Raw genomic sequence first — 13,354 nt, forward strand, 5'->3', positions numbered from 1 at the left:
TATTCGTTCGTCTAGCGGGCGTGGGGGTTGCGTGTGTGTTGCGCCCTTATCCCCCCCGCCCCCACCACCACGACTCGTTCATACCCAGCTCGCGTGCATGTCCTTGAGGAACTCGGCAAGGCCGCCGGCCAGCACGGCCGACTCGGTGGTCTCGTAGCAGTCGAGTACCGCGGTGAAGCCGGTGGCGCGCAGCGCGCCCTGGACGGCGGGGCGGTGGCCGGTCACCACGCGCAGGCGGATGCCCTCGGCGCCCGCTCCGGCGTGCGCGGCATAGACGAAACGGATGCCTGCCAGCGAGAGGAACGACAGCTCGCTGAGGTCGAGGATGACGGTCTCGGGCGCCGGGTCCATGGCGAGGACGTGGCCGATGCCGGAGGCGAGCTTGCGCGTGGTGCCCGCGTCGAGTTCGCCGGTGAGGGCGAGGATGGTGGTGCCGGTCGCGCCGAGCGGGCGGGACACCTGCAGGCGCTCAGGCTCGAACGAAATGTTCATGGGACTCCTTCGATGCCTCGACCGGTCCGCGTCAGGTGGGCGGAGTCTCGTGAGGCTCCTCGGCGCTGAGCATGTTCGAGAACGGTTCTGAGTGTTTCTCCTGCTCAGAGGCTTCTTTCGCGGCCTCGATGGCGTGCTCGACCTCGGCGAGTTCGGGCGTGGCCTGGTGATCACCGGTCATGGCGTCCCCTCCAATCAGGCGGCTGCTCGTGCCTGGTTACCCCGTTCGGCGGCGGAGTAACCGGATCACGGCCCGTTCGATCGCCTGGCGGGATTCGTCGTCGTCGATACGTCGCACCCGCTTCACGGCGGCGGCGATCGTCTGGCCGTCGCGGTAGGCCTCGATCACGCGTGGGTCCACGTACGAAGCACGGCAGACCGCAGGGGTGTTCCCGAGTGCTTCCGAGACCTCGCGCATCACGCTCGCCTCGGCGCGTTTGCGTGCCGTCTTCGAGGTCGGCTCGGGTGCGGTGGCGAACGCGACCGCCGCCAGCACCGTGGCGTTCCAGGGTACGCAGGTCCTTGGCCGTGCAATCGTCGCCTGCCAGCTCCTTGAAGCGGTTGTTGATGTCCTGCGCGTGCACCTCGTGCCAGCCGTCCCGTTCCCGGTAGACGAGCAGGCGATCGCTGCCGGAACGGCTGCGCAGCAACGATTTCACCACCGAGGCGAGCGACTTCTCGGTGACGGACACGACGCGCATGATCCCGCCCTTCGCGGGATATTCGAACCGGACCTCGTCGCCGCGTACCGTCGTGTGCTCGCGCAGGAGCGTCGCGACGCCATGGGTGCCGTTCTCTTCGGCGTATTCCTCGCCGCCGGTGCGGAAGATCCCCCGGTCGAGCATGAACAACGCGGCCGCCAGCACGCGGCGGCAGCCGAGTCCGCGCTCCGCGAGCCCGTCGGCCACGTCCGCGCGCCACTTGGGCAGCCGCCTGGCCATCGCGAGCACCCGGTCGTGCTTCTCCTCATCGCGCTTGCGACGCCAGTCCGGGTGGTAGAGGTACTGGCGGCGGCCCGCGTCGTCGGTGCCGACCGCCTGGATGTGACCGTTGGCGTAGGGGCAGATCCACACGTCGCGCCACGCGGGCGGGATCACCAGCGCGGCGATCCGGTCGAGCACCTCGGGGTCGTCGAGCCGGCTCCCGTCCTCGGCGAGATAGGAGAAGCCGCGGCCGCGGCGGACCCGTTTGAGGCCACTCCCCGTCACCGCACTGCGCTTCAGTCGCGTCATCGGCCAGTGATACCCGGGAACGGCACGCCGCAACCCACGCGTGCCGGCGTTCGCCATGGACGAACGCCGGCGTCGCGCCGGGTCACTTCTCGTCGTCGCGGGTGACCTCGATCTGCTCCTTGCGGATCTTGCCGGAGACGGTCTGCTCCTCGGTGACCGTCTCGGTGCCGAGCCGGACGCGCTCGACCGCGGTGGTCTCCTTGGACACGACCGGTTTTTCGGCGTGCAGCACGACTTCCTGCTCCTGCTCGCCGATTTCGCCGCGCGCCTCGCCGGTGATCGGCTCGCGCTCGACGCGCACTTCTTCGTGGCTGACCGGGATGGTCACCTGCTGCTCCTCGGTGACGACGTACTTGCGCAGCCGGACATGCCCGGTCTCGATCTGCTCGGTGCCGACGTTGAGGTGCTCCTCCGACCGCGTCATCGCCGCATCGGCCTTGCCGGTCTTCCCGGCCTTGTCCTGGCGCGTGTTCTGCGCGTCGGGGGCGGTACGCGGCATCGGCATACCGTAGTGCTGGTAAAGCAGGTTGCTGTCGCTCTGGGACAGGTGCCCGTCGGCCTCGGTCTGCGGTGCTTCGGTGACCTGATCCTTTTCGACGCTCACGTGCAGGCCGTCGTTGTCCAGCGCGGCGCCGCTGAGCGGAACGAAGCTTTCCTTGTGCCCGAACAGGCCCGTGCGCACGGTGACCCACTCCGGCCTGCGTGTGTCGTCGGCGAGATAGACCGTGCCGACCTTGCCGATCTTGCTTCCGTGTGCGTCGACCACGGTGCTGTCGATGAGTTCCTGGGGACGCAGCGTGCGGGTCATGGCTCTCGTCTTCCTTTCCTCGTCAGTGATGTCCGGCCAAGATCACCCTCACCCGGCGCGCGCCGGGCCCGCAACCGTCGTGTCGCCGGGTGAGTGACCCCGGAAGGTGTCTGTTTCAACTCGGTTTGACGGGGTACTGCAAGGAAAACAAGCGATTCGAGCGCGACGTGCTATCCGAGGGTGAACTCGTTTCCGTCGGGGTCGATGAGCCCGGTGTCCGTCACGGCCGCACCAAGCGAAACGAGACGGTCGATCTCGTGCGGATCGCCGGTCAGCTCGAAGTGCAGCCGGTTCTTACCGGTCTTGGGTGCGAACGGCGGGCCGCCCCAGGTGATCTTCGGGCCGCCGTGCGGTGACCGGATGGCCGTCTCCTGGTCTTGGTCCCAGACGAGCGGCCAGCCGAGTGCCTTGCTCCAGAAATAGCCGACTTCCTGCGAACCGTCGCACGCGAGCGCGCCGACGAAACCGCAGTCGGCCAGGAAGCCGTTGCCCGGCTCGATGACGCAGAACTCGTTGCCGTCGGGGTCGGCGAGCACGACGTGTTCCTCTTCGGGGAGCTGGCCGATGTCGATGTGCCTGGCGCCGAGGTCGAGCGCCTTGGCCACGGTCCGCCGCTGGTCTTCGAGCGAAGTGCTCGTCAGGTCGAAATGCATCTGGTTCTGGCGGGTCTTCGGCGCCTCGGCGGGGAGGAAACGGAGCCGGAAGCCGGTGTCATCGGTCGGCAGGAGCGTGTAGTCCTCTTGGGGCGTCCAATCCAGCAGTTCCGCCCAGAAGCGCGCCAACCGTGCCGGGTCGGTGGCGGCGAAGCAGAGTGCGTGGAGTTTCGAGGTCATCCGTCTTCTTAGCCCGGCGCGTGCGATCGGGCAACGTATTTCCCTGCGAAGTGGACGGCGGCCACGTGGGCCCGCCGCCACCTCGCGAGGAATCAGGCGGCGTAACCCTTGGGCGGGATCAGCGAGGCGAGCTGGTCGAAGGTGATCCAGTAGATCGCGTTGCCCCCGAAGTTCGCGGGATCGGCGATGACCACGGTCCGGTCGACCGGGTCATAACCGAAGACCGTGAAATAGTGGTAGATCGTGTAATCGGGGTAGCCGGGCGGGTGGTTGTTCGCCGGGGCGACGATGTTCGTCACGACGGGGTAGTTACGGTCGATGTCGTAGACGATGTCGTTCCACAGCAGGTCCCGCTGCCACTGCGCGGGCGGATCGTTCGGCATTTCCTTGGTCTCGTACCAGCCGCCGCCGAGATTGTTGTTGAGCACGCTGGTCACCTGCCCGATCCAGCCGGTGCCGTCGACGGTCGTGCCCAGCTGCCCGGCCAGCGCACCCTGGCTGGGCGGGTTCATCCGCGCGGACAACGCGATCCGGGTCGCGGCCGGTCCGCACCAGTACCCGGTTTCCTGCACCTGGTAGTCGATGTTCAGCCAGCGCGGCTGCCCCTGGACGCTCTGGGGAGAGGCGTCGACGTGCACCTTGGTGCCCGGTTCGAACTGTCCGCTCAGTACGGTGGTGCCCGCCTTGCTGCCGTGTGCGATGGGCGACAGTGACGGAGTGTCCGCGGCCTGGGCGATGCCCGGCACCGCCAGTGCGATGGCTGTCAATGCGGTCAAGACGATTCTTCTGCGCATCAAAGCTCCTCGGGATCTCGGAATCCGCAACGTATCGGCGCCCGATGAAACGCCGATGAAACCCGAGGCCGCCGGAGTCGTGAGCGTTGCGGGCGGTTCTCTTGAGGGGAGGCCAAATGTGGCGTGCCCCCAGGGCAGCTGGGTGAGGGCCTCCCTCACCCAAACCGTGGCCACGCGTGTGGTGCGGGCGAGCCTGTCGAGAGAGAGGTCGTGAGTGTTTTCGCCGGTTAGAACCGGCCGTACCACTCACGACCCCTCGCGCTAGACGTGCGCCGGTTCCCCGGCGAGTGTTTTTGGGCGAGGGATCCCCTGCTGCATCTAGCGGAGCAGGGGATCCCTCGCTCCAGCATGCATGACGAGCTTGTGAAGGGAGCCTTCACACAGCCAGGGTTTGTGAAGGCTCCCTTCACACGGTCGGCCGATGAAACCCAAGGCGACCTGGCACGAGCCAGTCGATGGCTCAGTACCGTGCAACTTCGCCGCGCGGTCTCGCCAGTACGTCCGATTTGTGTTAAGAAAGTTTCCTAACTAATCCGGCTGGGAGGCGATGTGCGCAGGCGCAGTTTGGTCGCGGCGGCGGTAGTGACGGTTCTCGCGGGCAGTACGGCCGCGGTCGCGCAGTCGGCGGAGACGGAGTCCGCAGGCGGCCGGGTGGCGCGGAACATCATCTACATCCAGGGCGACGGCATGGGCCTCGGCCAGCGGAACCTGCTTCGCTTGGCGCTCAAGGGCAAGCGTGGCGAGCTGGAGATGAACAAGCTGCCCGTCACCGGCCTGGTGCGCACCCTGTCCGTCGACCCCGACGAGGTCGTGACCGACTCCGCCGCCTCGGCCACCGCGCTGGCGACCGGGCACAAGACGACCAATGGCAAGGTCGGCATGGATCCCGACGGCCGTCCACTGGAGACGATCCTCGAGCGCGCGAAGAAGGCCGGGAAGTCGACCGGTCTCGTCACCACCGCGCAGGTGACCGGCGCGTCGCCCGCGGCTTTCGCGGCGCATGTGCCCAGCCGTGACATGCAGAGCGACATCGCCAGGCAGTACATTGAGAACACCCGGCCCGACGTGCTGCTCGGCGGCGGCGAGGACTGGTGGTATCCCAAGGGGAACCCCGGTCTCTGGCCGGACAAGCCGGGTGAGGAGAGCTGCAGCCCGTACGGCAACCTGGTCGAACGCGCGCAGCGTACCGGTTACACGTATGTCCGCAATGGTGACGAGCTGCGGGACACCCGCGCGAACCGGATTCTCGGGCTCTTCGCGAACGAGGACATGGTCGACTACGGTGAAGACGGTGTCGGCAAGTACGCGCCGCGCGTCCCGTTGCAGCAGATGGCACGCAAGGCGCTCGACACGCTCTCGAAGAACCCGCGCGGCTTCTTCCTGTTCCTGGAGGAGGAAGGCATGGACGGCATGTCGCATGAGAACAACGCGCATTCCGTGATCGACGCGGGCCGTGCGCTCGACGCGACCGTCGCCGAGGTGATGCGGTTCGTCGAGCAGCACCCGGACACGCTGGTGCTCATCGGCGGCGACCACGAGACGGGCGGCTTGAGCATCGAGGACTACGACGACTCCGAGACCGGCCCCGAGCACGCGCGCCAGGACGGTCCGTTCGCCATTCCCGGCTCGCCGCAGCAGTTCGCCGTCGACTGGACGACGCACGACCACACCGGCGCCGACACCCCGATCACCGCGGCGGGGCCCGGTTCCGCACGCGTCGGCGGCACACTCGAGAACACCGAGGTCTATCACGCGATGCGAGATGCCGCACGGTTGTAGTCAGCCACTTCTGGTGAAGGAGATCGCTTTGACCGCGAAAACCCGCTTCATCGCCCTATTGTCCATCGCGGCCGCCGGCCTGGCCGTCGTGCCGTCCGCGGAGGCGGCGACCCTCAAATGGCCGGGGAGCAGCTCGGTCACCACAGCCGACAGCTCGAACGTGTTCGGGCAGAACCTGAGCGGTCTCTCCTTCGAGAGTGCCGGTGTGCTGTGGGCGGTGCGCAACGGCCCCGGCACGCTCTACCGGCTCGTGCCCAATGGCACCGGCAAATGGCGCACGGACACGACGGGCGGCTGGGGATCGGGCAAGTCGCTCAGCTACGCCGATGGCGCGGGTGATCCCGACGCGGAAGGTGTGGTCGCCACCCCGGACGGCATCTTCGTCTCCACCGAGCGCGACGGCGACGATGACGGGACGAGCTTGCTGAAGATCCTCCGCTACGACAGGGCGTCGACGGCGAGTTCGCTCGACGCGACCGCGGAATGGGATCTCACCGATGACCTGCCCGAGGTCGGCGACAACGACGGCCTCGAAGCGATCTCGTGGATCCCGGACTCGTTCCTGACCGCGCACGGTTTCTACGACGAGAAGACCAAGGCGAAGTACAACCCGGCCAACTACGCCAACCACGGCAGCGGCCTGTACTTCGTCGGACTCGAGGACAACGGCACCATCTACGCCTACGCGCTGAACCAGGCGGGCGACGGCTACACCAGGGTCGCGACCATCGCGTCCGGCGCTTCGACGATCATGGAGCTCACGTTCGAGCCGGAAGCCGGGCGCCTCTGGGCGGTCTGCGACAACAACTGCTCTGGCCGGTCGAACACGCTCCAGATCAACGCGCAGGGCAAGTTCGCGGTCACCGCCACGTACAATCGGCCCAGCGGGATGGCCAACCTGAACAACGAGGGTTTCGCCATCGCGCCGCAGTCGGCCTGCTCGTCGGGGTCCAAGCCCGTCGTATGGGCCGATGACGGCAACACCAGCAGCCACGCACAACGAACCGGGACTTTGCCATGCGTCTGAAGTACCTCTCCGCGGCGGCCGCGATCGCGGCCGCCGCTGTGATCCAGGCACCGGCCGCGCAGGCGGCCGACGGCTGGCAGTCCATCGGCGACGGGATGCTGGCCGGGGTCAGCGGCATCGCCGTACTGGACCGCGGCTGGGATCGCGTCGACGCGCTCGTCGTGCGTGACAACAAGAAACCCGGTCAGAACCGGGCCGTGCGGGTCCGGCTCGTCGGCGGCAAGGTCTCCACAGTGGACCCGATCGCGTGGCCGGGCGAGCTGCCGATCGACCTCGAAGCCGTGGAACAGGTGCCGGGCCGCGTGGGTGAGTACATCGCGCTCGCCAGTTCGGGCAAGGGTTTCCACATCAGGGTCTGCGGTTTGACCGCCGAGGTGCTCGGGACGTTCCAGGTGCCGAAGGGCGCCGAGGGTGACAATTACGAAAGCTTCGCGCTGAAGAGCGTGAGGGGGCGCTTGTTCGCCGTGTGGGCGGATCGTGGTCAGGACAGCCGGGCCTCCACTTTGTACTCGGCTGAGATCGACATCGCGAAACTGTCCTTCGGTGCGCCGAGGGCTGTCCCGTTCCGGGTGAGCTATCCGGAACGGGACGTCCGGCACGCCTCCGACCTCGAGATCACCGAGGACAACCGGATCCTCATCTCCTCGGCCTCCGATCCGGGTGACAGCGGCCCATTCGACTCGGCGGTGTACGCGGCAGGCAAGCTGCGCGCCGACGGTTCGATCGCGCTCGCGGCGGATCCGGTGAAGATCGGTGTCTACCCCGGCCACAAGATCGAGGCGTTGACCTGCCTTTCGGCTTCGTGCGGCCGGTTGCTCTACGGAACCGACGACGAGGAGGGCGGCGGTTCGGTCCGGATCAGCTCGGCCGGCTAGCCGCAGGCCACCTCCTGGGCGACGTGAACGCCCCTTTCACAACGTTGATCGTTGTGAAAGGGGCGTTCGTGCGTGCTGGGCCGCATCGTGGGTGACTTAGCGTTGTTGCGATGTTACAGGTGACTAGGTTACGGTGACCTAGTGTGGATCGAGATCGTGTTGCTGGCGCGGCTGGCCAAAGAGCCGCTGCATGGCTATGAGCTGCGCAAAGAGGTCGAAGCGTCGACCGGGCGCACGCTCTCGAACAACTCGCTGTACCCGACGCTGCGGCGGTTCGTGGACGCCGGTGCGGTCACCCGCACCGCGGCCGATCAGGAGACCAAGCCGCCGCGGCACGTGTACGAGATCACCGAGGTCGGGCAGGAGCTGCTGCGCGACATGCTCGCCGACTTTCCGGAGGAGCTGGCGCTCAACGAGCCCGAATTCCTTGCCAGGGTGGGGAATTTCAGCCGGTTGAGCGGCGGCGAGCGGCAGGCGGTGCTGGACACGCGTGACCGGGCCATCGCGGCCGAGCACGAGCGGCTGGCCGCGCTCGCCGCCGCGCAGGCCGATCCGTGGACCCGCGTCGTGCTCGGCGAGGTCGGCCGCAGGCTCACCGAAGAACGAGCGTGGCTGGCCACGCTGCGCTCGCAGGCGAACGTCGAGGAGAACCGATGACCACCACCGAAGCCCCGCACCTGCCCTTCGAGCGGCGCAACGCGCTGGAGATCGCGCCGCTGTTCGCGAAGCTGCGCGACCGCGGCCCACTGTCCAAAGTGGTCACTCCGGCCGGTGACCTCGCCTGGCTGGTGACCTCGTACGAACACGCCCGCGAAGTGTTCCGCGACACCAGGTTCGGCCGGTCGCACCCCCAACCCGAGAACGCGGCGCGTATCTCGGACGCGGCGCTGCTGAGCGGGCCGACCGGCGAGTTCGACCATGAGGAGCGCGACCACAAACGGCTGCGGCGGATGCTCGCGCCCGCGTTCTCCGCGCCGCGCATGCGCGCGCTCGGCGACCACATCAACGAGCTCACCGAGAGCTGCCTCGACGACATGCGGGCCGCGCAGGACGCGAACCCCGGTGAACCGATCGACCTGACGGCGCTGCTCGCGTTTCCCTTGCCGGTCATGGTGATCTGCGAGCTGCTCGGCGTCCCGTTCGAGGACCGCGACTACTTCGGCAGCCTGTCGGAGCGCATCTCCATCCTCGACGGCGGTGGTGACGGCGAAGCGGCGATGGAGGAGTTCAAGGCGTACACGCTGTCGCTGGCCGAGAAGAAGCGCAAGGATCCGCAGCCGGACGTCATCTCCGACATGGTCGCGGTGCAGGCCGAGGACCCCACCTTCACCGACGACGACCTCGCGCGCCAGGCCGCCGGCCTGCTGTTCGCGGGCCACGAGACCACGTCGACGCGGATCGCGCTCGGCACGATGTTCCTGCTCAGCGACACCGGCAGGCGCGACCGGTTCGTCGCCGACCCCGAAGGCCAGGTCCAGTCGACCGTCGAGGAGATCCTGCGCCTCTCGGCCACCAGCGCGACCGGCGGCCTGCTCCGCTACGCCCGCGAGGACGTCGAGATCGCGGGCGTCCGCATCGCGCGCGGCGACGCGGTACTGGTCTCCAGCGACGCGGCCAACCGCGACGCCTCGGTCTTCGCCGACCCGGACGAGTTCGACCCCACCCGCACGCCCAACGTCCACATCGCGTTCGGCCACGGCGCCCACGTCTGCATCGGCGCGAACCTTGCCCGCACCGAGCTGCGCACGGTGTTCCCGGCGTTGTTCCGCCGGTTCCCCGGCATGCGCCTCGCGATCGGCGTCGACGAGATCGCCGTCCGCTCCGACAAGATCGCGGGCGGGGTCCGCAGCGTGCCCGTTTTCCTGTGAAGGGAAGAAAAATGAAGGTCACCGCCGACACCGGCAAGTGTGTCTCATCAGGACAGTGCGTGCTGACGGCTCCCGAGATCTTCGACCAGCGTGAGGAGGACGGGCTCGTCGTCGTGCTCGACGCCGAGCCGCCGCCCGCGCTGCACGCCTTGGCCAGGGAGAGCGAACTCCAGTGCCCGGTCGCGGCCATCCGGCTGCTGGACACCTGAGGCTTCACGTCGTGAGTGGTATGGCCGGTTAGAACCGGCCATACCACTCACGACCCGTCAGGCGCGCTTGATGGTGACTTCGTCGACCTGGCTGCCGTCGTCGGCGAACGCGCGCACCTTCAGCTGGGCGGGTGCGCCGTTCGCGGCCGGGGTGACGTCGACCGCGACCAAGCCGTAGCCGCGGTACCGCACCCGCGACCACGTCACCTTGGTCTCGACGTACGTCGAACTTCCCTTCTTGAAGCACTTCATGTACGTCGAGCTCACGCTGGTCTCATGGTCCAAATAGGACTCGGCGATCTTCTTGAAGAACGTGTCGAGGTTCTGCCCGCCACCACCGGCCGTGATGTACGTGGTCCCGTCCGCGACGGAGTTGACCGTCCCGCGCGGCTTCACCTGCTTCGTGGCTTTGCCGGCACGGATCGGGTCCGTGCGCTCGTAAAGGCGGTTGTGCGCGTTGAGCACAAGGTCCACTTTGTACTTGTCGAACAGCGGCGCCCATTTCTGCTGGGCGAGCGTTTCGGCGCCGCCCGCGTCGGCCGTCGTGTAGATGGCCTGGTGGCAGTAGACGACGATGAAGTCGATCGACGGATCGGCGCGGAACTTGGCGAGCTGGGTGTCGAGCCAGCTGAGCTGTTTGCCCGCGCTGTAGTCGAGGTTGGCCGTGTTGCGGTAGCAGATGTCGTTGCCGTCAAGGCTCAGCAGGCCGACATTCTGGTAGCGCCACGAGTAGACACCGGTGGAGCCGCTCCAGGCGTTGTCCGGCATGGAAAAGCGCGCCTTGACGCCGCCGTAGCCGGTGCTGGAGTACCAGTCTTCCATTTCGCGGTTGCCGAGCGAGATCATCCACGGGATGCCCGCGGCCACGATCTCGTTCTGGGCGAAGAAGGAGTCCCACTGGCGGGCGTCGTACTTGTCCTTGGTCGTGTGGCCGCCCTCGTTGCCGGGGTCGCCCGCGTGGATGGCGTAGCTCAGGTTGCCCAAGGCGAGGTGGAACGCGGGCGCGAGGTCCGCGATCATGCTGTTGAGCCTGCGCGCGTTGTAGCCGACGCCTTGGTCGCCGACGGCGGTGAACGAGAACGGGCGAGTGGCGCCCGCCGTGCGGAAGCTGGCGATCTCGTCGGTGCGGCCGGTCGTCGTCGGGTCGTAGGCCTGGTGGCCGACGACGTAGTAGTACGTGGTGTCCGGCGTCAGGTTGTCGAGCTTGACGTGCAGGAAGTACTGGGTGGTCGGTGGTGTGTGCGGCGGGAAGTCGTGATCCGGATCCTGCCAGGAGAGTTCACTCGTCAGCGTGCGGACCTCGGCGGCGATGGGCTGGCCGAAGTTGCCCGGTGCGGTGGAGATCCGGACGTAAGGGCCGTCCACTTTGGTCAGTTCTTGCCAGGAGATGACGATCTGCTTGGCCGGGTCGGCACCGTAGGCGAGGTGACGGCCGAGCGGCCGCAGCTTCGAGCTTGCGGCGGACTGGGTGGTCTGGGCGGTCTTGGCGCCGAACCGGAACAGGTTCCGTCGCGAATATGCGGTCTGAGACATGGCGGCCTTCCGGGATTCAGCTACGGCGGATGGTGATCTCGTCGACCAGCGTGCCGGTCTCGGTGAGCGCGCGGACCTTCAGCTGAGCGGGTGCGCCGTCCGACGGCGGCACCACGTCGACCGAGACCAGGCTGTAGCCGCGGTAGCGGACGCGGGACCAGGTGACCGTGACCTTCTGGGTCTCGCCATCCTCGGTGTCGAACCGCATCTTGGCCGAGACGTCCTTGACGTTGCCCAGGTAGCTTTCCGCTACGCCGTCGACGATCTCACTGATGCCCTCGCCGCCACCGCCGGCGGTGATGTAGGTGACGCCGTCCTTGACGGAGTTGACGGTGCCCAGCGATGGCACCTTCTTGGTGGCCTTGCCCGCGCGGATCGGGTCGGTCCGTTCGTAGAGGTGGTTGTGCCCGTTGAGTACAAGGTCCACTTTGTACTTGTCGAACAGTGGTGCCCACTTCTCCTGCGCGCCGAGTTCCGCGCCATTCGCGTCGGACGTGGAGTAGGTGCACTGGTGGCAGTAGACGACGATGAACTCGATCGTCGGGTCGGCGCGGAACTTCGCCAGCTGTGAGCCGAGCCAGGCGAGCTGCTTGCCGTCCGTGTAGTTCAAATTGGACCGGCTGTTGTAGCAGATGTCGTTGCCGTCCAGGCTGAGGAAGGCGACGTTCTGGTAGCGCCACGAGTAGATGCAGGTGGAGCCGTCCCACGCGTTGTCCGGCATCGTGAACCGGGCACGCATCCCGCCGTAGCCGTGGTCGGCATACCAGCCTTCCATCTCGTGGTTGCCGAGCGCGACCATCCACGGGATGCCCGCGGCGATGATTTCGTTCTGGGAGAAGAAGGAATCCCACTTGCGGGCGTCGTACACGTCCTCCTCCGGATGCCCGCCTTCGCCGTTCAAGGCGTAGCTGAGGTCACCCATGGCGAGGTGGAAGGCCGGTGCGAGGTCGGCGATCAGGCTGTTGGTCGCGACGGCGTTGTAGCCGACGCCCTGGTCGCCGAAGGCGGTGAAGGTGAACGCGTCGGTGCGGCCCGGCGCGGCGGAGGTGCGGAAGGTGGCGATCTCGCCGATGCGCCCGCTGGTGGTGGGGTCATAGCCCTGGTGGCCGACGACGTAGTAATACGTGGTGTTCGGCAGCAGATCGTTGAGCCGGACGTGCAGGTAGTACTGGGTCACGGATTTGGACAAATGGGGCGAGAACGTGTGGTCCGGTTGCTGCCAGGTGAGCAGGCTCTCCAGCGCGCGCACCTCCGCGGGGATGGCCTCGCCGAATTCTCCCGGCACGGTGCCGAAACGGAGGAACGGCGCGGTCACCTTGGCCGGTGTCTGCCAGGAGACCACCACCTGCCGCGACGAGTCGGCCCCGTAGGCGAGGTGCCTGCCGAACGGCCGCAGCGCCGATCCCGCGACCGTTTCGGAGTTGAGCAGGACGGTCGGGCTCGCCGCCGCGGTGCCGGGCAGCAGCGTGCCGCCCGCGACCAGCACGGCGCCGCTCAACGCTCCGGCCTGTAAGACGGTTCGCCGGGAATGGCGCTTTTTGAAGTATTCGTACTGCTCGGCCAGACTTGGTTGCCGGGCGGGGGATTGAGACCTGGTGCGCGGGGGAGTCTCAGACATGTTCCGAAGTTAAGAAGCCTTCCTAACTATGTCAATGGGTGTGGATCATTCCGGTAATCGATTGCATGAGACTCTGCAAGGTGAATTTGGTTACCCGTGTTCACCGTGCATGGTTTGCTTTATCAGCGCGAGGATCTCGTCGCAGAGAGGCGCCACCGGCCTCGGCTTGGTCGTGAGTGGTACGACCGGTTCTAACCGGGCCCGCCCCCACACCCCCCCCAAACCCCCAGTGGAGCCTCGTGGGGGGGGCCCCCCGGAAACCCACCCCGGGGCCGCCCCGGGGGGC

General features: G+C 67.3%; 13 protein-coding genes and 1 pseudogene. 6 read left to right on the forward strand and 8 right to left on the reverse strand.

Going from position 1 to position 13,354, the window contains the following annotated elements; genetic code table 11:
• Positions 1-78 precede the first annotated feature (78 nt).
• The 6 genes and pseudogenes from ACFV15_RS20020 to ACFV15_RS20045 all read right to left on the reverse strand — a co-directional run bounded on the left by ACFV15_RS20020 (position 79) and on the right by ACFV15_RS20045 (position 4,159).
• On the reverse strand, positions 79-492 hold the full coding sequence (locus ACFV15_RS20020; RefSeq protein ID WP_378351984.1) for an STAS domain-containing protein: 414 nt from the start codon (positions 490-492) through the stop codon (positions 79-81).
• Positions 493-523: 31 nt separating this feature from the next.
• Entirely contained in the window at positions 524-673 is a 150-nt protein-coding gene (locus ACFV15_RS20025; RefSeq protein WP_378351985.1) for a hypothetical protein, read from the reverse strand.
• A gap of 36 nt (positions 674-709) precedes the next feature.
• Positions 710-1,724 (reverse strand): annotated as a pseudogene (locus ACFV15_RS20030) (DNA topoisomerase IB).
• Between the two features lie 82 nt (positions 1,725-1,806).
• Entirely contained in the window at positions 1,807-2,532 is a 726-nt protein-coding gene (locus ACFV15_RS20035) for a DUF2382 domain-containing protein (protein WP_378351986.1), read from the reverse strand.
• Between the two features lie 170 nt (positions 2,533-2,702).
• Positions 2,703-3,365 (reverse strand): VOC family protein, encoded by a 663-nt coding sequence (locus ACFV15_RS20040; protein WP_378351987.1) that lies wholly within the window; start codon positions 3,363-3,365, stop codon positions 2,703-2,705.
• A gap of 92 nt (positions 3,366-3,457) precedes the next feature.
• Positions 3,458-4,159 carry a C39 family peptidase gene (locus ACFV15_RS20045; protein WP_378351988.1) on the reverse strand — a complete coding sequence of 234 codons (702 nt, stop codon included), beginning with the start codon at positions 4,157-4,159 and terminating at the stop codon, positions 3,458-3,460.
• A gap of 549 nt (positions 4,160-4,708) precedes the next feature.
• Between ACFV15_RS20045 and ACFV15_RS20050 the strand changes: the two genes are divergently transcribed.
• The 6 genes from ACFV15_RS20050 to ACFV15_RS20075 all read left to right on the forward strand — a co-directional run bounded on the left by ACFV15_RS20050 (position 4,709) and on the right by ACFV15_RS20075 (position 9,917).
• On the forward strand, positions 4,709-5,938 hold the full coding sequence (locus tag ACFV15_RS20050) for an alkaline phosphatase (protein WP_378351989.1): 1,230 nt from the start codon (positions 4,709-4,711) through the stop codon (positions 5,936-5,938).
• A gap of 28 nt (positions 5,939-5,966) precedes the next feature.
• Positions 5,967-6,965 carry a hypothetical protein gene (locus ACFV15_RS20055; protein WP_378351990.1) on the forward strand — a complete coding sequence of 333 codons (999 nt, stop codon included), beginning with the start codon at positions 5,967-5,969 and terminating at the stop codon, positions 6,963-6,965.
• Positions 6,956-7,840 (forward strand): hypothetical protein, encoded by an 885-nt coding sequence (locus ACFV15_RS20060; RefSeq protein WP_378351991.1) that lies wholly within the window; start codon positions 6,956-6,958, stop codon positions 7,838-7,840. The genes ACFV15_RS20055 and ACFV15_RS20060 overlap by 10 nt, the downstream gene beginning before the upstream one ends.
• Before the next feature lie 141 nt (positions 7,841-7,981).
• On the forward strand, positions 7,982-8,497 hold the full coding sequence (locus ACFV15_RS20065; RefSeq protein WP_378351992.1) for a PadR family transcriptional regulator: 516 nt from the start codon (positions 7,982-7,984) through the stop codon (positions 8,495-8,497).
• Positions 8,494-9,708, forward strand: a complete 1,215-nt coding sequence (locus tag ACFV15_RS20070) for a cytochrome P450 (RefSeq protein ID WP_378351993.1) — start codon at positions 8,494-8,496, stop codon at positions 9,706-9,708. The genes ACFV15_RS20065 and ACFV15_RS20070 overlap by 4 nt, the downstream gene beginning before the upstream one ends.
• Before the next feature lie 11 nt (positions 9,709-9,719).
• Positions 9,720-9,917 carry a ferredoxin gene (locus ACFV15_RS20075; protein ID WP_378351994.1) on the forward strand — a complete coding sequence of 66 codons (198 nt, stop codon included), beginning with the start codon at positions 9,720-9,722 and terminating at the stop codon, positions 9,915-9,917.
• Between the two features lie 57 nt (positions 9,918-9,974).
• Here ACFV15_RS20075 and ACFV15_RS20080 read toward each other — a convergent pair whose 3' ends face one another.
• The gene (locus ACFV15_RS20080) at positions 9,975-11,450 is read right to left on the reverse strand and encodes a purple acid phosphatase family protein (RefSeq protein ID WP_378351995.1); all 1,476 of its coding nucleotides are present in this window, start codon (positions 11,448-11,450) and stop codon (positions 9,975-9,977) included.
• A 16-nt stretch (positions 11,451-11,466) separates the two neighbouring features.
• Entirely contained in the window at positions 11,467-13,068 is a 1,602-nt protein-coding gene (locus tag ACFV15_RS20085; protein WP_378351996.1) for a purple acid phosphatase family protein, read from the reverse strand.
• Between the last annotated feature and the right edge of the window lie 286 nt (positions 13,069-13,354).

Origin of the sequence: Amycolatopsis sp. NPDC059657, assembly GCF_042734395.1 — a bacterium.
GTDB lineage: Bacteria > Actinomycetota > Actinomycetes > Mycobacteriales > Pseudonocardiaceae > Amycolatopsis.